This window comes from Pseudomonas triticicola (genome assembly GCF_019145375.1).
GTDB classification, from domain to species: Bacteria; Pseudomonadota; Gammaproteobacteria; order Pseudomonadales; family Pseudomonadaceae; genus Aquipseudomonas; species Aquipseudomonas triticicola.
In genome coordinates this window covers 213,765-231,823 of record NZ_JAHSTX010000002.1, presented here as the reverse complement: position 1 = coordinate 231,823, position 18,059 = coordinate 213,765, and the positions used below count along the sequence as shown (strand labels likewise).

Genomic DNA, 18,059 nt, shown 5'->3' with positions numbered 1-18,059 from the left:
AAACCTCGTGTGAACCGGCGGCGATTCTACCAGTCCCATCGGAAGACGGGGTATATCGCGACGCTATGACGCGTATAGATGAAACTCTCTTCATGAACGGCAAAACGCCCTTCGTTGGATAGTGTGCATCCATCCAGTATTTGCCCGTATACTCCTACGTTTTCGCCGCCCGCCAAGCGAGGCCACTTTGGACAAGATCCTGATACGTGGGGCCCGTACCCACAACCTGAAGAACATCGACCTGACCCTGCCACGGGACAAACTGATCGTCATCACCGGCCTGTCCGGATCCGGCAAGTCGTCCCTGGCGTTCGACACGCTGTATGCCGAAGGTCAGCGCCGCTATGTCGAATCGCTGTCGGCCTATGCCCGGCAGTTCCTGTCGATGATGGAAAAACCCGACGTCGACACCATCGAAGGCCTGTCGCCGGCAATCTCCATCGAACAAAAGTCGACCTCGCACAACCCGCGTTCCACGGTCGGCACCATCACCGAAATCTACGACTACCTGCGCTTGCTCTATGCCCGCGTCGGTACGCCGCGTTGCCCGGATCACGACATTCCACTGGAAGCGCAGACCGTCAGCCAGATGGTCGATCTGGTGCTGGCGCAGCCGGAAGGCAGCAAACTCATGCTGCTGGCGCCGGTGATCCGCGAGCGCAAGGGCGAACACCTGTCGGTCTTCGAAGAACTGCGTGCGCAAGGTTTCGTCCGTGCCCGGGTCAACGGGCGGATCTGCGAGCTCGACGAGCTGCCGAAGCTGGATAAACAGAAGAAGCATTCGATCGATGTGATCGTTGACCGCTTCAAGGTCCGCGCCGATCTGCAGCAGCGCCTCGCCGAGTCTTTCGAGACTGCGCTGAAACTCGCCGACGGCATTGCCCTGGTCGCGCCGATGGACGACGAGCCGGGCGAAGAAATGATCTTCTCCGCACGCTTCGCCTGCCCGATCTGCGGCCATGCGATCAGCGAGCTGGAACCCAAGCTGTTTTCCTTCAACAACCCTGCCGGCGCCTGCCCGACCTGTGATGGCCTGGGTGTGAAGCAGTTCTTCGACATCAAGCGTCTGGTCAATGGCGAGCTGACCCTGGCCGAAGGTGCAATACGCGGCTGGGACCGGCGCAACGTCTATTACTTCCAGATGCTCGGCTCACTCGCCTCGCACTACAAGTTCAGCCTGGACAAGCCCTTCAACGACCTGAGCGCCGAGCAGCAGAAGTTCATCCTGCACGGCAGCGGCTCGCAAAACGTCGACTTCAAATACCTGAACGACCGTGGCGACATCGTCAAACGCTCGCACCCGTTCGAAGGCATCGTGCCGAATCTTGAGCGTCGCTATCGCGAAACCGAATCGGCGAGCGTGCGCGAAGAGCTGGCCAAGTTCCTCAGCCATCAGGCCTGCCCGGATTGCCGTGGCACGCGTCTGCGTCGCGAAGCCCGGCACGTCTGGGTCGGCGAGAAAACCCTGCCGGCAGTGACCAATCTGCCGATCGGCGATGCCTGCGAATATTTCGGCGCACTGAAGATGACCGGCCGCCGCGGCGAGATCGCCGACAAGATCCTCAAGGAAATCCGCGAGCGTCTGCAATTCCTGGTCAACGTCGGCCTCGACTATCTGTCGCTGGATCGCAGCGCCGACACCCTGTCCGGTGGCGAGGCGCAGCGGATTCGTCTGGCCAGCCAGATTGGCGCCGGCCTGGTCGGTGTTCTGTATATCCTCGATGAACCATCCATTGGCCTGCATCAGCGCGACAACGACCGGCTGCTCGGCACGCTCAAGCATTTGCGCGATATCGGCAACACGGTGATCGTGGTCGAGCATGATGAAGACGCGATTCGTCTGGCTGACTATGTCGTCGATATCGGCCCGGGCGCCGGTGTGCACGGCGGGCGGATCGTTGCCGAGGGCACGCCGGACGAAGTCATGGCGCACCCTGATTCGCTGACTGGCAAATACCTGTCCGGCCGGGTGAAGATCGAAGTGCCGGCCAAACGCACGCCCCGCAACAAGAAGCTCAACCTGTCGCTCAAGGGTGCGCGCGGCAACAATCTGCGCAATGTCGATCTGGACATCCCGATCGGCCTGCTGACGTGCGTGACTGGCGTATCCGGTTCGGGCAAATCGACACTGATCAACAACACGCTGTTCCCACTCAGCGCCACGGCACTGAATGGCGCGACCACGCTGGAAGCGGCTGCGCATGACAGCATCAAAGGCCTGGAACATCTCGACAAAGTCGTCGACATCGACCAGAGCCCGATCGGGCGCACGCCGCGTTCCAACCCGGCGACCTACACCGGGCTGTTCACGCCGATCCGCGAACTGTTTGCCGGCGTGCCCGAGTCACGCTCCCGTGGTTACGGCCCGGGGCGTTTCTCGTTCAACGTCAAGGGCGGTCGCTGCGAAGCGTGCCAGGGCGATGGCCTGATCAAGGTGGAAATGCACTTCCTGCCGGACATCTACGTGCCCTGCGATGTGTGCAAGAGCAAGCGCTACAACCGCGAAACCCTTGAGATCAAATACAAGGGCAAGAGCATCCATGAAACCCTCGAAATGACCATCGAGGAAGCACGGGAGTTCTTCGATGCGGTGCCGGCACTGGCGCGCAAGCTGCAAACGCTGATGGATGTCGGCCTGTCCTACATCAAGCTGGGGCAGTCGGCTACGACCCTGTCCGGCGGTGAAGCACAGCGGGTCAAGTTATCGCGCGAGCTGTCCAAACGCGATACGGGCAAAACCCTGTATATCCTCGATGAGCCAACCACCGGCCTGCACTTCGCCGATATCCAGCAGTTACTCGATGTTCTGCATCGTCTGCGCGATCACGGCAACACCGTGGTGGTGATCGAGCATAACCTCGATGTGATCAAGACCGCTGACTGGTTGGTGGACCTCGGTCCTGAAGGCGGTTCCAAGGGCGGGCAGATCATTGCCACCGGTACGCCGGAGGAAGTTGCCGAGATGAAGCAATCTCACACCGGCCATTACCTCAAGCCGCTGCTGATCCGCGATCGGGCTTAACTGCCAGGCATGAAAAAGCCCCTGTCACCGTTGAAGTGACAGGGGCTTTTTTGTAGCCGTGCAATCAGGACGCGTGGGATTGCAGGTAGTTCTCGAGACCGATCAGCTTGATCAGGCCCAGCTGCTTTTCCAGCCAGTAGGTGTGATCTTCTTCGGTGTCGTTGAGCTGAACCCGCAGAATTTCGCGGCTGACATAGTCCTTGTGTTGCTCGCAAAGTTCGATGCCTTTGCACAGCGCAGCGCGGACTTTGTATTCGAGGCGCAGATCAGCTTCGAGCATCGTAGGCACCGTGGTGCCGACATCCAGATCATCCGGACGCATGCGCGGCGTGCCTTCGAGCATCAGAATCCGCCGCATCAACGCATCGGCGTGGCCGGCTTCTTCTTCCATCTCGTGGTTGATGCGCTCGTAGAGCTTGGTGAACCCCCAGTCCTCATACATCCGCGAATGAACGAAATATTGGTCACGCGCGGCCAGTTCGCCGGTCAGCAACGTATTGAGGTAATCGATTACATCTGGGTGGCCTTGCATCGCCCTACATCTCCCTTCCTGAAAGTCTGTAGTTTGAACCAACCTGACCGGAAGGTCACTCGCTTCGCGCAATAAAAGCGAAGATATTCTGAGAAAAGCAGGCCAAATAACGCAAAAACCGCCCAAATGAGGGCGGTTCTGCTTCTCGTTTAGACTACGTTAAGCTGTCAGTTGAGCAGCTTTGCGATTGCTTCTCCATACGCCGGATCGGCTTTGTAGAAATGCTGCAACTGACGATCGACGACGTCGCTGGAAACACCCGCCATGGCACCGGCAATGTTGCTGACCAGCAATGCTTTCTGCTCGTCGCTCATCAAGCGGAACAAGGCACCGGCGTGGCTGTAGTAGTCGGTGTCTTCGCGGTGATCATAACGATCAGCAGCACCGCTCAAGGCCAGCGCTGGCTCAGCGTAATGTGGCGCTTGTTTAGGCGACTCAACGTAGCTGTTCGGTTCATAGTTCGGCGCCGCGCCGCCGTTGCTGCCGAAAGCCATGGAGCCGTCACGCTGATAAGTATTCACCGGGCTGCGCGGAGCGTTCACCGGCAATTGCTGGTGATTGGTGCCCACACGGTAACGGTGCGCGTCAGCGTAGGCGAATACGCGACCTTGCAGCATGCGGTCTGGCGACAGACCGACGCCTGGCACCATGTTGCTCGGGCCAAACGCAGCCTGTTCAACTTCCGCGAAGTAGTTCAACGGGTTGCGATTCAGCTCCAGCTCACCGACTTCGATCAGTGGAAACTCTTTCTGCGACCAGGTCTTGGTCACGTCGAACGGATTCTCGTAATGAGCCGCCGCTTGCGCTTCGGTCATGATCTGAATGCACACGCGCCATTTCGGGAATTCACCGCGCTCGATGGCCTCGAACAGGTCACGCTGCGCATAGTCCGGGTCGGTACCGGCCAAACGGGCGGCCTCGGCTGGCGCCAGGTTCTTGATGCCCTGCTGGGTCTTGTAGTGCCACTTCACCCAGTGACGCTCTCCTTTGGCGTTGATCAGGCTGTAGGTGTGGCTACCGAAGCCGTGCATGTGACGGTAGCCGTCAGGGATGCCACGATCAGAAAACAGGATGGTGACCTGATGCAGCGCTTCAGGCGAATGCGACCAGAAATCCCACATCATCTGCGCGCTTTTCAGGTTGCTTTGCGGCAGACGCTTTTGCGTGTGGATAAAGTCAGGAAACTTCAGCGGATCACGGATGAAGAACACTGGCGTGTTGTTGCCAACGATGTCCCAATTGCCTTCCTCGGTGTAGAACTTCAAGGCGAAGCCGCGCGGATCGCGCTCAGTGTCGGCCGAACCACGCTCGCCACCTACGGTAGAAAAGCGCAGAAAGGTTGGCGTTTGTTTGCCGACCGACTCGAACAACTTCGCACTGGTGTATTCAGTGATGCCACGGGTGACGGTGAACGTGCCGTAGGCGCCCGAGCCTTTAGCGTGGACACGGCGTTCTGGAATGTTTTCACGGTTGAAGTGCGCGAGCTTTTCGATCAGATGGAAATCGTCGAGCAGCAGCGGACCGCGTGGGCCGGCGGAACGGGAATTCTGGTTGTCAGCGACTGGCGCGCCACTGGCGGTTGTAAGCGTCTTGGTCTGGCTCATGCGGTCTTCTTCCTCTGTCAGTCTTGAACTGCCGGCTTATGGGCTTGGCGGGAAGTATTGATCATCGACGTTACAGCTACAAATTCATTAACCTGCAAGCATCGATAGATAATTACTAATTATGTTTCCCGGCACATAGTGGCAGTTCAGCGATGTCAGAAACTTGTATGGACGGCGCATTTCTTACGGCCACAAAAAACCGGGCACTAGGCCCGGTTCTTCGTTTCAGACTGACGTCTTACTCGGCGGATACAGCTTCGCCAGCAGTAGCACGATCAACCAACTCGACGTACGCCATAGGCGCGTTGTCGCCAGCGCGGAAACCGCACTTGAGGATGCGCAGGTAACCACCCTCACGGGTAGCGTAACGCTTGCCCAGGTCGTTGAAGAGCTTACCAACGATAGCTTTCGAACGAGTACGGTCGAAAGCCAGACGGCGGTTAGCCAGGCTGTCTGTCTTGGCCAGAGTGATCAGCGGCTCGGCAACGCGGCGCAGTTCTTTGGCTTTTGGCAGAGTAGTTTTGATCAGCTCGTGCTCGAACAGCGACACCGCCATGTTTTGGAACATGGCCTTGCGGTGCGAGCTGGTGCGGCTCAGGTGACGACCACTTTTACGATGACGCATGGTTCATTCCTTACCAAACACTACGTTCGGTGATTACGACGATCAGGCAGTCGCCTTGTCGTCCTTCTTAAGACTTGCAGGCGGCCAGTTGTCGAGGCGCATGCCGAGGGACAGACCGCGGGAGGCCAGAACGTCCTTGATTTCAGTCAAGGATTTCTTGCCCAGGTTCGGAGTCTTCAACAGCTCTACTTCGGTACGCTGAATCAGGTCGCCGATGTAGTAGATGTTTTCCGCCTTAAGGCAGTTAGCCGAACGTACAGTCAGTTCCAGATCGTCAACCGGGCGAAGCAGGATCGGATCGATCTCGTCTTCCTGCTCGACAACCAGCGGCTCACTTTCACCTTTGAGGTCGACGAACGCAGCCAGCTGCTGTTGCAGGATGGTTGCAGCGCGACGGATAGCCTCTTCAGGATCCAGGGTACCGTTGGTTTCCAGATCAATAACCAGCTTGTCCAGGTTGGTGCGCTGTTCGACACGGGCGTTTTCCACCACGTAAGCGATACGGCGAACCGGGCTGAACGAAGAGTCAAGCTGCAAGCGACCGATGCTGCGGCTTTCATCTTCATCGCTCTGACGCGAGTCGGCTGGTTCATAACCACGACCACGAGCTACGGTGAGCTTCATGTTCAGGGCGCCGTTAGACGCCAGGTTAGCGATTACGTGATCGGGATTAACGATCTCGACATCATGATCCAGCTGAATATCGGCAGCGGTAACCACCCCCGAACCCTTCTTCGACAAGGTCAGCGTAACTTCGTCACGACCGTGCAGCTTGATGGCCAGACCTTTAAGGTTCAACAGGATTTCAATTACGTCTTCCTGTACACCTTCGATGGCGCTGTACTCGTGGAGCACACCGTCAATCTCGGCCTCGACTACTGCGCAGCCGGGCATTGAGGACAACAGGATGCGGCGCAGCGCGTTGCCCAGGGTGTGGCCAAAACCACGCTCGAGAGGCTCGAGAGTGATCTTGGCGCGGGTTGGACTGACAACCTGCACATCAATGTGGCGGGGTGTCAGGAACTCATTTACCGAAATCTGCATGGATGCACCTATTTTCTAGCCCTTACTTGGAGTAGAGCTCGACAATCAGGCTTTCGTTGATGTCGGCGGACAGATCACTGCGAGCAGGAACGTTCTTGAAAACGCCCGACTTCTTCTCAGTGTCTACTTCTACCCATTCTACGCGGCCACGTTGGGCACACAGATCGAGAGCTTGGACAATGCGAAGTTGGTTTTTTGCTTTCTCGCGAACTGCAACCACGTCACCAGCACGAACCTGATACGACGGAACGTTTACGGTCTGACCGTTTACGCTGATCGACTTGTGCGATACCAGCTGGCGGGATTCGGCACGAGTCGAACCAAAGCCCATACGGTATACAACGTTGTCCAGACGGCATTCGAGAAGTTGCAGCAGGTTTTCACCGGTTGCACCTTTCTTGCCAGCAGCTTCTTTGTAGTAGCCGCTGAACTGACGCTCGAGAACGCCGTAGATACGACGGACCTTCTGCTTTTCACGCAGTTGGGTGCCGTAGTCGGACTGGCGACCGCGGCGTTGGCCGTGGATACCAGGTGCTGCTTCAATGTTGCACTTCGATTCGATCGCGCGCACGCCGCTCTTCAGGAAGAGATCGGTGCCTTCGCGACGAGCGAGTTTGCATTTTGGACCAATGTAACGAGCCATTCTTTACAATCTCCTGGATTACACGCGGCGCTTCTTCGGCGGACGGCACCCGTTGTGCGGGATTGGCGTCACGTCGGTGATGCTGGCGATCTTGTAGCCACAGCCGTTCAAAGCGCGGACTGCGGATTCACGACCTGGACCTGGACCCTTGACGTTTACGTCGAGGTTTTTCAGGCCGTATTCCAGCGCAGCTTGACCAGCACGCTCAGCAGCTACTTGAGCAGCGAACGGGGTGGACTTGCGGGAACCGCGGAAACCCGAACCACCGGAGGTAGCCCAGGAAAGAGCGTTACCTTGACGGTCGGTGATGGTCACGATGGTGTTGTTAAAAGATGCATGGATGTGGGCGATGCCATCAACCACTGTCTTTTTAACTTTTTTACGAGGACGAGCAGCAGGTTTTGCCATGATTAAATTCCTGTCGATTCGCTGGGGCGATTACTTGCGGATCGGCTTACGCGGACCTTTACGGGTACGCGCGTTGGTCTTGGTACGCTGACCGCGTACTGGCAGACCACGACGATGACGCAGACCGCGATAGCAACCGAGGTCCATCAAGCGCTTGATTTTCATGTTGATTTCGCGACGCAGGTCACCTTCAGTGGTGAACTTCGCCACTTCGCCACGCAGCTGTTCAATTTGCTCGTCGCTCAGATCTTTGATCTTTGCTGCTGGGTTTACCCCAGTCACTGCACAGATCTTCTGCGCAGTAGTGCGACCAACACCATAGATGTAGGTCAGCGAGATAACAGTATGCTTGTTATCTGGAATGTTAACGCCTGCAATACGGGCCATTCAGTGGGACTCCAATTGACAGCTACCTACGCCCCGGAAGCCAAGAAATAGGGCGCGAGATAATATCGCTGTAATAACAAATAATCAACCCGGTAGCGCACTAGCTACCGGGCTTGAAGCACAATCACACTCAGCCTTGGCGCTGTTTGTGACGCGGTTCCGCGCTGCAAATTACTCGAACAACACCTTCGCGGCGAATAATCTTGCAGTTACGGCACAGCTTTTTCACCGATGCACGAACTTTCATCACCAACTCCTCGAACCTTATGGGTACTCAGCGCAACATGCCGCTGCCGTAACCCTTCAGGTTGGCTTTCTTCATCAGGGATTCGTACTGGTGCGAAACGAGGTGCGATTGTACTTGGGACATGAAGTCCATCACAACCACGACCACGATCAGCAACGAGGTCCCGCCAAGGTAGAACGGAACGTTTGCTGCAACCACCAGGAATTGGGGCAACAGGCACACGGCCGTCATGTAAAGAGCACCGAACAGGGTCAAGCGGGTCAGAACGCCATCAATATAGCGCGCAGACTGCTCACCTGGACGGATGCCCGGAATAAAGGCACCGGACTTCTTCAGGTTTTCCGCTACGTCTTTCGGATTGAACATCAACGCCGTATAGAAGAAGCAGAAGAAAATAATCCCTGCACTAAACAGCAGAATATTCAACGGCTGACCAGGAGCGATCGACTGCGAGATGTCCTGCAACCAGCCCATACCTTCAGACTGACCGAACCAGGCACCCAACGAAGCCGGAAACAGCAAGATGCTGCTCGCGAAAATAGCCGGAATAACACCGGCCATGTTCACCTTCAGCGGCAAGTGGCTTGTCTGCGCAGCAAAAACCTTGCGGCCCTGCTGACGCTTGGCGTAGTGAACAGCAATACGACGCTGACCACGCTCAATGAACACCACGAAACCGATAATCGCTACTGCCAGCAAACCGATGGCAACCAGGGCGAAGATGTTGATATCACCCTGACGCGCAGACTCGAAAGACTGCCCGATTGCTCTCGGAAGACCGGCGACGATACCCGAAAAAATCAACATCGAGATACCATTGCCAACACCACGCTCAGTAATCTGCTCACCCAGCCACATCATGAACATCGCACCAGCCACAAATGTGGTTACCGCGACGAAATGGAAGCCAAAGTCACCAGTGAACGCGACGCCCTGCCCGGCCAGACCAATGGACATGCCAATAGCCTGGACCAGAGCGAGAGCGACGGTGAGGTAGCGGGTGTACTGGCTAATCTTGCGACGGCCAGCTTCACCTTCCTTCTTCAACTGCTCCAGCTGCGGGCTGACGGCGGTCATCAGTTGCATGATGATCGATGCCGAAATGTACGGCATGATCCCCAGTGCAAAGATGCTCATCCGTTCCAGCGCGCCGCCGGAGAACATGTTGAACAAGCTAAGAATGGTCCCCTCATTCTGTCGAAACAGGTCTGCGAGTCGGTCCGGGTTGATACCTGGAACCGGGATGTGTGCGCCTATTCGGTAGACGATAATCGCCAGGAACAGAAAACGCAGACGAGCCCAGAGTTCAGACATACCGCCTTTGCCGAGCGCAGAGAGAGCACCTTGCTTAGCCATTTATTCCTCGAACTTGCCGCCAGCTGCTTCGATAGCCGCACGCGCACCTTTGGTGGCGCCGATTCCCTTGCCGATAGTGACAGCGCGAGTCACTTCACCGGACAGCATGATTTTCACACGCTGTACGTTGACGTTGATCACGTTGGCATCTTTCAGGGACTGCACAGTAACGATGTCGCCTTCCACTTTGGCCAGCTCGGACAAACGCACTTCTGCGCGATCCATGGCTTTCAGGGAAACGAAACCGAACTTAGGCAGGCGACGATGCAGCGGCTGTTGACCGCCTTCAAAGCCTGGAGCGATGGTGCCACCGGAGCGGGAGGTCTGACCTTTGTGACCACGGCCACCAGTCTTGCCCAAACCACTACCGATACCACGGCCCGGACGATGCTTTTCGCGACGGGAACCCGGCGCTGGACTCAGATCATTGAGTTTCATCGATTAACCCTCGACACGCAGCATGTAGTAAGCCTTGTTGATCATCCCGCGATTCTCGGGAGTATCCTGGACTTCTACAGTGTGACCGATGCGACGCAGACCCAGACCCTTAACGCACAGTTTGTGGTTAGGGATGCGGCCGGTCATGCTTTTGATCAGCGTAACTTTAACGGTAGCCATGATTACTTGATCTCCTCAACACGCAGGCCACGCTTGGCAGCGATGGACTCAGGAGACTGCATAGCCTTCAGACCCTTGAAAGTGGCGTGAACCACGTTTACCGGGTTAGTCGAGCCGTAGCACTTGGCCAGAACGTTCTGAACGCCAGCAACTTCGAGGACAGCACGCATAGCGCCGCCAGCGATGATACCGGTACCTTCAGAAGCAGGCTGCATGTACACCTTCGAAGCGCCGTGAGCGGACTTCATTGCGTACTGCAGAGTGGTGCCGTTCAGATCAACTTGAATCATGTTGCGGCGAGCAGCTTCCATTGCCTTCTGGATCGCAGCAGGCACTTCACGCGACTTGCCACGGCCGAAGCCAACACGCCCTTTACCATCACCAACCACGGTCAACGCGGTGAAAGTGAAGATACGGCCGCCTTTAACGGTTTTGGCTACGCGGTTAACTTGAACCAGCTTCTCGATGTAGCCTTCGTCGCGCTTTTGGTCGTTATTTGACATAACTTAGAACTCCAGCCCAGCTTCACGAGCAGCATCAGCCAGCGCTTTAACGCGGCCGTGGTACTTGAAGCCAGAGCGGTCGAAAGCCACTTGCGATACGCCAGCGGCCTTAGCACGCGTAGCGACCAGCTGGCCAACCTTTGTGGCCGCGTCGATGTTGCCAGTGGCACCATCACGCAGTTCTTTATCCAAAGTCGAGGCACTTGCCAGGACTTTGTTGCCGTCGGCCGAGATGACCTGGGCGTAGATGTGCTGCGACGAGCGGAACACGCAGAGACGCACGACTTCGAGTTCGTGCATTTTCAGGCGTGCTTTGCGAGCGCGACGCAGTCGAGTAACTTTTTTGTCGGTCATTTGCTATGCCCTACTTCTTCTTGGCTTCTTTACGACGGACGACTTCGTCCGCGTAGCGCACACCTTTGCCTTTGTATGGCTCTGGTGGACGGAAGTCGCGGATCTCGGCGGCCACTTGACCTACCAGCTGCTTGTCGATGCCCTTGATCAGGATATCGGTCTGGCTAGGAGTCTCAGCGGTGATGCCTTCCGGCAGTTCGTAATCCACTGGGTGCGAGAAGCCAAGAGCCAGGTTCAGAACCTGACCTTTTGCTTGCGCTTTGTAACCAACACCGACCAGCTGGAGCTTGCGCTCGAAGCCTTGGCTTACGCCCTGGACCATGTTGTTTACCAACGCACGCGTGGTACCGGCCATTGCGCGAGTTTGTTGATCGCCATTGCGAGCAGCGAAACGCAGCTCACCAGCTTCTTCAACGATCTCAACGGACGAATGGATGTTCAGTTCAAGAGTACCCTTGGCACCCTTCACCGAAAGCTGTTGGCCTGCGAATTTGACTTCGACACCGGCTGGCAGCTTAACGGGGTTCTTAGCGACGCGAGACATGCTTATCCCCCCTTAGAACACAGTGCAAAGAACTTCGCCGCCGACACCGGCAGCGCGCGCAGCACGATCCGTCATCACACCTTTGTTGGTGGAGACGATAGACACGCCAAGACCGCCACGAACTTTCGGCAGATCTTCAACGGACTTGTACTGACGCAGGCCTGGACGACTAACGCGCTTCACTTCTTCGATAACCGGACGGCCTTCGAAGTATTTCAGCGAGATGGACAGCGACGGCTTGGCGTCGGTGGTGATCTGAAAATCCGCGATGTAACCTTCGTCCTTCAGGACTTTTGCTACAGCTGCCTTCAACGTGGAAGACGGCATGCTTACGACAGACTTTTCAGCCATCTGGGCATTACGGATTCGAGTTAGCATGTCCGCTAACGGGTCCTGCATACTCATGGGCTAGACGCTCCTAATACAAAAAAATTAGCCTTGCGGCTACTACTTGTCGCCGAGAACTTCCGGGCAGAAAAACACGGGCTCAGGCGAGCCGGTCATTCTAGACACACCCCAGAAATGAATCAAGCCCCAAAAGGGGCTTGATTCAGATTCAAGGCCACCGATGGTCAGGTTCTTGCGAACCCGAACACCGAGACTTTGACAACTATTACCAGCTGGCTTTAACCAGACCTGGCACGTCACCACGCATTGCAGCTTGACGCAGCATGTTACGGCCGAGGCCGAACTTGCGGTACACGCCGTGCGGACGACCAGTCAGGCGGCAACGGTTACGCATGCGCGAAGCGCTTGCGTCACGTGGTTGCTTCTGCAGAGCTACGGTAGCTTCCCAACGCGCTTCTGGACTTGCGTTCAGATCGACGATGATAGCTTTCAGCGCTGCACGCTTGGTGGCGTACTTGGCAACGGTGAGCTGACGCTTCAGCTCACGGTTCTTCATGCTCTTCTTGGCCATTTTCCTACTCCAATCAGTTGCGGAACGGGAATTTGAAAGCACGCAGCAGAGCGCGGCCTTCATCATCGTTCTTGGCAGTGGTGGTCAGGGTAATGTCCAGACCGCGGAGAGCATCGATCTTGTCGTAGTCGATTTCCGGGAAAATGATCTGCTCTTTCACGCCCATGCTGTAGTTACCACGACCATCGAAGGACTTGGCATTCAGGCCGCGGAAGTCGCGAACCCGAGGCAGGGAGATCGACAGCAGACGATCCAGGAACTCGTACATACGCTCACGGCGCAGGGTCACTTTGACGCCGATCGGCCATCCTTCACGGACTTTGAAGCCAGCGATGGATTTACGAGCGTAGGTCACAACGACTTTCTGGCCGGTGATCTTTTCCAGGTCAGCAACAGCGTGCTCGATGACTTTTTTGTCGCCGATCGCTTCGCCCAGACCCATGTTCAGGGTGATTTTGGTAACGCGCGGAACTTCCATCACGTTCGAAAGCTTAAGTTCTTCCTTAAGTTTCGGAGCGATTTCCTTCCGGTAAATCTCTTTTAGTCGTGCCATGGTCTTCTACCTAGCAGTGTTCAAGCATCAACCGCTTTTTGGGTCGACTTGAAGACACGAATTTTCTTACCGTCTTCTACTTTGAAACCAACGCGGTCAGCCTTGTTGGTTTCGCCGTTGAAGATGGCGACGTTGGAAGCGTGCAGTGGCGCTTCTTTCTCGACGATACCGCCCTGTACGCCCGACATCGGGTTAGGCTTGGTATGACGCTTGACCAGGTTCAGACCACCAACAACCAGACGGTTGTCAGCAAGAACCTTCAGCACCTTACCGCGCTTACCTTTGTCTTTGCCGGCGATCACGATGATCTCGTCGTCACGACGAATCTTTTGCATGTCGGATCTCCTTACAGCACTTCTGGGGCGAGCGAGACGATCTTCATGAACTTCTCAGTACGAAGTTCACGGGTCACTGGCCCAAAGATACGGGTGCCGATCGGCTCTTGCTTGTTGTTCAGAAGAACAGCAGCGTTGCCATCAAAGCGGATAATGGAGCCATCAGCACGACGTACGCCGTGACGAGTGCGGACTACAACAGCAGTCATCACCTGGCCTTTTTTCACCTTACCGCGAGGAATTGCTTCCTTCACGGTAACTTTGATGATGTCACCGATACCAGCGTAACGACGATGGGAGCCACCCAGCACCTTGATGCACATAACACGGCGAGCGCCGCTGTTATCGGCCACATCGAGCATGGATTGAGTCTGAATCATATAATTTCTCCGACCCCTAGCCCTTAGACTTCCACAGCGCGTTCGAGAACATCAACCAGCGCCCAAGACTTGGTCTTGGCCATCGGACGAGTTTCACGAATAGTGACTTTGTCGCCGATGTGGCACTGATTGGTTTCGTCGTGCGCGTGCAGCTTAGTCGAACGCTTAACGTATTTACCGTAGATCGGGTGCTTTACGCGACGCTCGATCAGAACGGTGATGGTTTTGTCCATCTTGTCGCTGACAACACGGCCAGTCAGCGTACGGACAGTTTTTTCGGCTTCAGCCATGATCACTTACCTGCCTGCTGGTTGAGCACAGTCTTCACGCGAGCGATGTCACGCTTAACTTGCGAGAGCAGATGAGACTGCCCCAACTGGCCAGTTGCTTTCTGCATGCGCAGATTGAACTGGTCGCGCAGCAAGCCGAGCAGTTGCTCGTTCAGCTGCTGTGCGGATTTTTCACGAAGTTCATTCGCTTTCATCACATCACCGTCCGTTTAACAAAGGAGGTGGCGAGCGGCAGCTTTGCAGCAGCCAGGGCGAAAGCCTCACGCGCCAGCTCTTCAGAAACACCCTCGATTTCATACAGGACTTTGCCTGGCTGAATCTGGGCAACCCAGTACTCCACGTTACCCTTACCTTTACCCATACGAACCTCGAGAGGTTTCTTGGAGATCGGCTTGTCCGGGAATACACGGATCCAGATCTTGCCGCCACGTTTTACGTGACGGGTCAGAGCACGACGCGCTGACTCGATCTGACGAGCGGTGAGACGACCACGAGCAACAGACTTCAGCGCGAACTCGCCGAAGCTGACTTTGCTACCGCGCAGTGCCAGACCACGGTTGTGGCCGGTCATCTGCTTGCGGAACTTCGTACGCTTTGGTTGCAACATTTGGCGTACCCCTTACTTAGCAGCTTTTTTACGAGGCGCTGGTGCTTGTGGTTTCAGTTCTTCTTGGCGACCACCAATAACTTCGCCTTTGAAGATCCAAACCTTTACACCGATCACACCGTAAGTGGTGTGAGCTTCGTAGTTGGCATAGTCGATGTCGGCACGCAGGGTGTGCAGTGGCACACGACCTTCGCGATACCATTCAGTACGTGCGATTTCAGCACCGCCGAGACGACCGCTCACTTGGATTTTGATGCCTTTGGCACCAATGCGCATGGCGTTCTGTACAGCGCGCTTCATAGCGCGACGGAACATTACACGACGCTCCAGCTGCTGAGCTACGCTCTGCGCAACCAGCATACCGTCGAGCTCCGGCTTGCGGATCTCTTCGATATTGATGTGCACAGGCACACCCATTTGCTTGGTCAGGTCCTGACGCAGTTTCTCAACATCTTCACCTTTCTTCCCGATAACGATACCTGGACGAGCGGTGTGGATGGTGATGCGTGCAGTTTGGGCCGGACGATGGATATCGATACGGCTTACGGACGCGCTTTTTAGTTTGTCTTGGAGATACTCACGCACTTTCAGATCTGCGAACAAGTAGTCCGCATAAGTCCGACCGTCTGCGTACCAGACGGAGGTGTGCTCCTTGACGATTCCCAGGCGAATGCCAATGGGATGTACTTTCTGACCCATCTCTTCGACTCCGTTACTTGTCAGCAACCTTGACAGTGATATGGCAAGACCGCTTGACGATGCGATCAGCACGGCCTTTGGCACGTGGCATGATGCGCTTCAGCGAACGCCCTTCGTTGACGAAAACGGTGCTGACCTTCAGGTCATCAACGTCTGCGCCTTCGTTATGCTCGGCGTTGGCTACGGCCGACTCCAGCACTTTCTTCATGATCTCGGCGGCTTTCTTACTGCTGAAAGCCAACAGGTTGAGCGCTTCGCCCACCTTCTTCCCGCGGATCTGGTCGGCGACCAAGCGGGCTTTCTGGGCGGAGATTCGAGCGCCCGACAACTTAGCGGCTACTTCCATTTCCTTACCCCTTAACGCTTGGCTTTCTTGTCAGCCACGTGCCCGCGATAGTTGCGGGTACCGGCGAACTCGCCCAGTTTGTGGCCGACCATGTCTTCGTTAACGAGAACTGGGACGTGCTGACGACCGTTGTGTACTGCGATGGTCAGACCGACCATTTGTGGCAGGATCATCGAACGACGCGACCAGGTTTTAATTGGTTTGCGATCGTTCTTTTCCGCCGCCACTTCGATCTTCTTCAGTAGGTGAAGATCAATAAAAGGACCTTTTTTCAGAGAACGTGGCACTGTCGTATCCCTCTATTTACTTGCGACGACGGACGATCATTTTGTCGGTACGCTTATTACCACGAGTCTTCGCGCCCTTAGTCGGGAAGCCCCATGGCGATACCGGATGACGACCACCAGAGGTACGACCTTCACCACCACCATGTGGGTGGTCAACCGGGTTCATGGCAACACCACGAACGGTTGGGCGAACGCCACGCCAGCGTTTGGCACCAGCTTTACCCAGCGAACGCAGGCTGTGCTCGGAGTTCGAGACTTCACCCAGGGTCGCACGGCATTCAGCCAGGACTTTACGCATTTCACCGGAACGCAGACGCAGGGTCACGTAGACACCTTCACGAGCGATCAGCTGAGCCGAAGCACCAGCGGAACGAGCGATCTGTGCACCTTTACCTGGCTTCAATTCGATGCCGTGTACGGTAGAACCGACTGGAATGTTGCGCAGTTGCAGAGCGTTGCCTGGCTTGATTGGAGCCAGAGCGCCTGCGATCAGCTGGTCGCCAGCACTCACGCCTTTAGGGGCGATGATGTAGCGGCGCTCGCCGTCTGCGTAGCAGAGCAGTGCGATGTGAGCAGTACGGTTTGGATCGTATTCGATACGCTCGACAGTGGCGACGATGCCATCTTTGTCGTTGCGACGGAAATCGACCATACGGTAATGCTGCTTATGACCACCACCGATGTGACGAGTGGTAATACGGCCATTGTTGTTACGACCACCAGACTTCGATTTTTTCTCGAGCAGCGGTGCGTGAGGAGCGCCTTTATGCAGCTCCTGGTTGACCACCTTGACCACAAAACGGCGGCCAGGGGAAGTCGGTTTGCATTTAACGATTGCCATGATGCACCCCTTCCTTACTCAGCACTGCTGCTGAAATCGAGATCTTGGCCTGGCTGAAGGGAGATAACTGCCTTCTTCCAGTCATTACGCTTGCCCAGACCGCGAGCAGTGCGCTTGCTCTTACCCAGAACGTTCAGGGTAGTGACGCGCTCTACTTTCACGCTGAACAGGCTTTCGACGGCCTTCTTGATTTCCAGCTTGGTTGCATCAGTAGCAACCTTGAAAACGAACTGGCCTTTCTTGTCTGCCAGAACCGTAGCCTTCTCGGAAACGTGCGGGCCAAGCAGAACTTTAAATACGCGTTCCTGGTTCATCCCAGCAGCTCCTCGAATTTCTTCACGGCCGACACGGTGATCAACACCTTGTCGTATGCGATCAGACTAACTGGATCGGAACCTTGCACATCACGTACATCTACGTGCGGCAGGTTGCGAGCAGCCAGGTACAGGTTCTGATCAACAGCGTCCGACACGATCAGAACGTCGGTCAGGCTCATGTTGTTCAGTTTGCCCAGCAGATCTTTGGTTTTCGGAGTTTCAACAGCGAAATCCTGAACCACGACCAGACGATCAGTACGCACCAGCTCAGCAAGGATGGAACGCATTGCTGCGCGATACATCTTCTTGTTCAGCTTCTGGGAGTGATCCTGTGGACGAGCTGCGAAAGTGGTACCGCCGCCACGCCAGATTGGGCTACGGATAGTACCGGCACGAGCACGGCCAGTACCTTTCTGACGCCATGGGCGCTTGCCGCCACCACGGACGTCGGAACGGGTCTTCTGCTGCTTGCTACCTTGACGGCCGCCGGCCATGTAGGCCACGACTGCTTGGTGAACCAGCGTCTCGTTGAATTCGCCGCCAAATGTCAGTTCGGAAACTTCGATCGCTTGAGCGTCATTTACATTTAATTGCATGT

The 18,059-nt window shown here is 56.0% G+C and carries 29 protein-coding genes; 1 reads left to right on the top strand and 28 read right to left on the bottom strand.

Features of this window, described 5'->3' with window-relative positions; genetic code table 11:
• Window positions 1–187 precede the first annotated feature (187 nt).
• Window positions 188–3,022 (top strand): excinuclease ABC subunit UvrA, encoded by a 2,835-nt coding sequence (gene uvrA / locus KVG85_RS22855; RefSeq protein ID WP_024014519.1) that lies wholly within the window; start codon window positions 188–190, stop codon window positions 3,020–3,022.
• Between the two features lie 64 nt (window positions 3,023–3,086).
• Here the strand turns inward: uvrA and bfr are convergent, their stop codons facing one another.
• The 28 genes from bfr to rplD all read right to left on the bottom strand — a co-directional run bounded on the left by bfr (window position 3,087) and on the right by rplD (window position 18,057).
• Window positions 3,087–3,554, bottom strand: a complete 468-nt coding sequence (gene bfr, locus KVG85_RS22850) for a bacterioferritin (RefSeq protein ID WP_016772947.1) — start codon at window positions 3,552–3,554, stop codon at window positions 3,087–3,089.
• A gap of 167 nt (window positions 3,555–3,721) precedes the next feature.
• Window positions 3,722–5,158, bottom strand: coding sequence for a catalase (locus KVG85_RS22845; protein ID WP_217865099.1), 1,437 nt, complete (start codon window positions 5,156–5,158; stop codon window positions 3,722–3,724).
• A gap of 238 nt (window positions 5,159–5,396) precedes the next feature.
• A complete protein-coding gene (gene rplQ / locus KVG85_RS22840) occupies window positions 5,397–5,783 on the bottom strand; it encodes a 50S ribosomal protein L17 (RefSeq protein WP_003176402.1) in 387 nt (128 codons plus the stop codon).
• A gap of 42 nt (window positions 5,784–5,825) precedes the next feature.
• Window positions 5,826–6,827 (bottom strand): DNA-directed RNA polymerase subunit alpha, encoded by a 1,002-nt coding sequence (locus KVG85_RS22835; RefSeq protein ID WP_016772946.1) that lies wholly within the window; start codon window positions 6,825–6,827, stop codon window positions 5,826–5,828.
• A 22-nt stretch (window positions 6,828–6,849) separates the two neighbouring features.
• Window positions 6,850–7,470: a 30S ribosomal protein S4 gene (rpsD, locus tag KVG85_RS22830; RefSeq protein ID WP_003176404.1), complete on the bottom strand. Its 621-nt coding sequence runs from the start codon at window positions 7,468–7,470 to the stop codon at window positions 6,850–6,852.
• Between the two features lie 18 nt (window positions 7,471–7,488).
• Window positions 7,489–7,878, bottom strand: a complete 390-nt coding sequence (rpsK, locus tag KVG85_RS22825; protein WP_002555466.1) for a 30S ribosomal protein S11 — start codon at window positions 7,876–7,878, stop codon at window positions 7,489–7,491.
• Window positions 7,879–7,908: 30 nt separating this feature from the next.
• Window positions 7,909–8,265, bottom strand: coding sequence for a 30S ribosomal protein S13 (rpsM, locus tag KVG85_RS22820; protein ID WP_003186020.1), 357 nt, complete (start codon window positions 8,263–8,265; stop codon window positions 7,909–7,911).
• Between the two features lie 130 nt (window positions 8,266–8,395).
• On the bottom strand, window positions 8,396–8,512 hold the full coding sequence (rpmJ, locus tag KVG85_RS22815) for a 50S ribosomal protein L36 (RefSeq protein ID WP_002555468.1): 117 nt from the start codon (window positions 8,510–8,512) through the stop codon (window positions 8,396–8,398).
• Window positions 8,513–8,539: 27 nt separating this feature from the next.
• Window positions 8,540–9,868 (bottom strand): preprotein translocase subunit SecY, encoded by a 1,329-nt coding sequence (gene secY, locus KVG85_RS22810; RefSeq protein WP_016772945.1) that lies wholly within the window; start codon window positions 9,866–9,868, stop codon window positions 8,540–8,542.
• Entirely contained in the window at window positions 9,869–10,306 is a 438-nt protein-coding gene (rplO, locus tag KVG85_RS22805) for a 50S ribosomal protein L15 (protein WP_003228720.1), read from the bottom strand.
• Between the two features lie 3 nt (window positions 10,307–10,309).
• Complete coding sequence (gene rpmD / locus KVG85_RS22800; RefSeq protein WP_003176408.1) at window positions 10,310–10,486, bottom strand: 50S ribosomal protein L30; 177 nt, start codon at window positions 10,484–10,486, stop codon at window positions 10,310–10,312.
• 2 nt (window positions 10,487–10,488) lie between these two features.
• Window positions 10,489–10,989 carry a 30S ribosomal protein S5 gene (gene rpsE, locus KVG85_RS22795; RefSeq protein ID WP_007955637.1) on the bottom strand — a complete coding sequence of 167 codons (501 nt, stop codon included), beginning with the start codon at window positions 10,987–10,989 and terminating at the stop codon, window positions 10,489–10,491.
• 3 nt (window positions 10,990–10,992) lie between these two features.
• Entirely contained in the window at window positions 10,993–11,343 is a 351-nt protein-coding gene (gene rplR / locus KVG85_RS22790) for a 50S ribosomal protein L18 (protein ID WP_003186037.1), read from the bottom strand.
• Between the two features lie 10 nt (window positions 11,344–11,353).
• Window positions 11,354–11,887, bottom strand: a complete 534-nt coding sequence (gene rplF, locus KVG85_RS22785; protein WP_003228722.1) for a 50S ribosomal protein L6 — start codon at window positions 11,885–11,887, stop codon at window positions 11,354–11,356.
• 12 nt (window positions 11,888–11,899) lie between these two features.
• On the bottom strand, window positions 11,900–12,292 hold the full coding sequence (rpsH, locus tag KVG85_RS22780) for a 30S ribosomal protein S8 (RefSeq protein WP_016772944.1): 393 nt from the start codon (window positions 12,290–12,292) through the stop codon (window positions 11,900–11,902).
• A gap of 208 nt (window positions 12,293–12,500) precedes the next feature.
• A complete protein-coding gene (rpsN, locus tag KVG85_RS22775; RefSeq protein ID WP_003186042.1) occupies window positions 12,501–12,806 on the bottom strand; it encodes a 30S ribosomal protein S14 in 306 nt (101 codons plus the stop codon).
• A gap of 13 nt (window positions 12,807–12,819) precedes the next feature.
• A complete protein-coding gene (gene rplE / locus KVG85_RS22770; RefSeq protein ID WP_003210069.1) occupies window positions 12,820–13,359 on the bottom strand; it encodes a 50S ribosomal protein L5 in 540 nt (179 codons plus the stop codon).
• Window positions 13,360–13,379: 20 nt separating this feature from the next.
• Window positions 13,380–13,694: a 50S ribosomal protein L24 gene (gene rplX, locus KVG85_RS22765; protein ID WP_003186046.1), complete on the bottom strand. Its 315-nt coding sequence runs from the start codon at window positions 13,692–13,694 to the stop codon at window positions 13,380–13,382.
• An 11-nt stretch (window positions 13,695–13,705) separates the two neighbouring features.
• Window positions 13,706–14,074 (bottom strand): 50S ribosomal protein L14, encoded by a 369-nt coding sequence (gene rplN / locus KVG85_RS22760; protein WP_002555479.1) that lies wholly within the window; start codon window positions 14,072–14,074, stop codon window positions 13,706–13,708.
• A 23-nt stretch (window positions 14,075–14,097) separates the two neighbouring features.
• Window positions 14,098–14,364, bottom strand: coding sequence for a 30S ribosomal protein S17 (gene rpsQ / locus KVG85_RS22755; protein WP_003194644.1), 267 nt, complete (start codon window positions 14,362–14,364; stop codon window positions 14,098–14,100).
• Between the two features lie 2 nt (window positions 14,365–14,366).
• Window positions 14,367–14,558, bottom strand: coding sequence for a 50S ribosomal protein L29 (gene rpmC, locus KVG85_RS22750; protein WP_002555481.1), 192 nt, complete (start codon window positions 14,556–14,558; stop codon window positions 14,367–14,369).
• Entirely contained in the window at window positions 14,558–14,971 is a 414-nt protein-coding gene (rplP, locus tag KVG85_RS22745; protein WP_003228729.1) for a 50S ribosomal protein L16, read from the bottom strand. Before rplP ends, rpmC begins: the two co-directional genes overlap by 1 nt.
• A gap of 12 nt (window positions 14,972–14,983) precedes the next feature.
• Complete coding sequence (gene rpsC, locus KVG85_RS22740; protein WP_003176422.1) at window positions 14,984–15,670, bottom strand: 30S ribosomal protein S3; 687 nt, start codon at window positions 15,668–15,670, stop codon at window positions 14,984–14,986.
• Window positions 15,671–15,683: 13 nt separating this feature from the next.
• Window positions 15,684–16,016 (bottom strand): 50S ribosomal protein L22, encoded by a 333-nt coding sequence (gene rplV / locus KVG85_RS22735; protein ID WP_003103908.1) that lies wholly within the window; start codon window positions 16,014–16,016, stop codon window positions 15,684–15,686.
• Window positions 16,017–16,027: 11 nt separating this feature from the next.
• Window positions 16,028–16,303 (bottom strand): 30S ribosomal protein S19, encoded by a 276-nt coding sequence (gene rpsS / locus KVG85_RS22730; protein WP_011336172.1) that lies wholly within the window; start codon window positions 16,301–16,303, stop codon window positions 16,028–16,030.
• A gap of 16 nt (window positions 16,304–16,319) precedes the next feature.
• On the bottom strand, window positions 16,320–17,144 hold the full coding sequence (rplB, locus tag KVG85_RS22725; RefSeq protein WP_016772943.1) for a 50S ribosomal protein L2: 825 nt from the start codon (window positions 17,142–17,144) through the stop codon (window positions 16,320–16,322).
• Between the two features lie 14 nt (window positions 17,145–17,158).
• Window positions 17,159–17,458: a 50S ribosomal protein L23 gene (rplW, locus tag KVG85_RS22720; protein ID WP_002555488.1), complete on the bottom strand. Its 300-nt coding sequence runs from the start codon at window positions 17,456–17,458 to the stop codon at window positions 17,159–17,161.
• A complete protein-coding gene (gene rplD, locus KVG85_RS22715; RefSeq protein WP_003228735.1) occupies window positions 17,455–18,057 on the bottom strand; it encodes a 50S ribosomal protein L4 in 603 nt (200 codons plus the stop codon). The genes rplW and rplD overlap by 4 nt, the downstream gene beginning before the upstream one ends.
• Between the last annotated feature and the right edge of the window lie 2 nt (window positions 18,058–18,059).

Coding starts and splice junctions, on each gene's coding strand:
- rplN (WP_002555479.1), bottom strand. CDS start 14,074: ATGATTCAGACTCAATCCATGCTCGATGTGGCCGATAACAGCGGCGCT.
- rpsM (WP_003186020.1), bottom strand. CDS start 8,265: ATGGCCCGTATTGCAGGCGTTAACATTCCAGATAACAAGCATACTGTT.
- rplQ (WP_003176402.1), bottom strand. CDS start 5,783: ATGCGTCATCGTAAAAGTGGTCGTCACCTGAGCCGCACCAGCTCGCAC.
- rpsC (WP_003176422.1), bottom strand. CDS start 15,670: ATGGGTCAGAAAGTACATCCCATTGGCATTCGCCTGGGAATCGTCAAG.
- rplW (WP_002555488.1), bottom strand. CDS start 17,458: ATGAACCAGGAACGCGTATTTAAAGTTCTGCTTGGCCCGCACGTTTCC.
- rplO (WP_003228720.1), bottom strand. CDS start 10,306: ATGAAACTCAATGATCTGAGTCCAGCGCCGGGTTCCCGTCGCGAAAAG.
- rpmJ (WP_002555468.1), bottom strand. CDS start 8,512: ATGAAAGTTCGTGCATCGGTGAAAAAGCTGTGCCGTAACTGCAAGATT.
- rpsK (WP_002555466.1), bottom strand. CDS start 7,878: ATGGCAAAACCTGCTGCTCGTCCTCGTAAAAAAGTTAAAAAGACAGTG.
- KVG85_RS22835 (WP_016772946.1), bottom strand. CDS start 6,827: ATGCAGATTTCGGTAAATGAGTTCCTGACACCCCGCCACATTGATGTG.
- rplP (WP_003228729.1), bottom strand. CDS start 14,971: ATGTTGCAACCAAAGCGTACGAAGTTCCGCAAGCAGATGACCGGCCAC.
- secY (WP_016772945.1), bottom strand. CDS start 9,868: ATGGCTAAGCAAGGTGCTCTCTCTGCGCTCGGCAAAGGCGGTATGTCT.
- rpmC (WP_002555481.1), bottom strand. CDS start 14,558: ATGAAAGCGAATGAACTTCGTGAAAAATCCGCACAGCAGCTGAACGAG.
- rplF (WP_003228722.1), bottom strand. CDS start 11,887: ATGTCTCGCGTCGCTAAGAACCCCGTTAAGCTGCCAGCCGGTGTCGAA.
- KVG85_RS22845 (WP_217865099.1), bottom strand. CDS start 5,158: ATGAGCCAGACCAAGACGCTTACAACCGCCAGTGGCGCGCCAGTCGCT.
- rpsQ (WP_003194644.1), bottom strand. CDS start 14,364: ATGGCTGAAGCCGAAAAAACTGTCCGTACGCTGACTGGCCGTGTTGTC.
- rplR (WP_003186037.1), bottom strand. CDS start 11,343: ATGACCGACAAAAAAGTTACTCGACTGCGTCGCGCTCGCAAAGCACGC.
- rpsD (WP_003176404.1), bottom strand. CDS start 7,470: ATGGCTCGTTACATTGGTCCAAAATGCAAACTCGCTCGTCGCGAAGGC.
- rpmD (WP_003176408.1), bottom strand. CDS start 10,486: ATGGCTACCGTTAAAGTTACGCTGATCAAAAGCATGACCGGCCGCATC.
- rplV (WP_003103908.1), bottom strand. CDS start 16,016: ATGGAAGTAGCCGCTAAGTTGTCGGGCGCTCGAATCTCCGCCCAGAAA.
- rplD (WP_003228735.1), bottom strand. CDS start 18,057: ATGCAATTAAATGTAAATGACGCTCAAGCGATCGAAGTTTCCGAACTG.
- rplB (WP_016772943.1), bottom strand. CDS start 17,144: ATGGCAATCGTTAAATGCAAACCGACTTCCCCTGGCCGCCGTTTTGTG.
- rplX (WP_003186046.1), bottom strand. CDS start 13,694: ATGCAAAAGATTCGTCGTGACGACGAGATCATCGTGATCGCCGGCAAA.
- rpsE (WP_007955637.1), bottom strand. CDS start 10,989: ATGTCAAATAACGACCAAAAGCGCGACGAAGGCTACATCGAGAAGCTG.
- rplE (WP_003210069.1), bottom strand. CDS start 13,359: ATGGCACGACTAAAAGAGATTTACCGGAAGGAAATCGCTCCGAAACTT.
- bfr (WP_016772947.1), bottom strand. CDS start 3,554: ATGCAAGGCCACCCAGATGTAATCGATTACCTCAATACGTTGCTGACC.
- rpsN (WP_003186042.1), bottom strand. CDS start 12,806: ATGGCCAAGAAGAGCATGAAGAACCGTGAGCTGAAGCGTCAGCTCACC.
- rpsH (WP_016772944.1), bottom strand. CDS start 12,292: ATGAGTATGCAGGACCCGTTAGCGGACATGCTAACTCGAATCCGTAAT.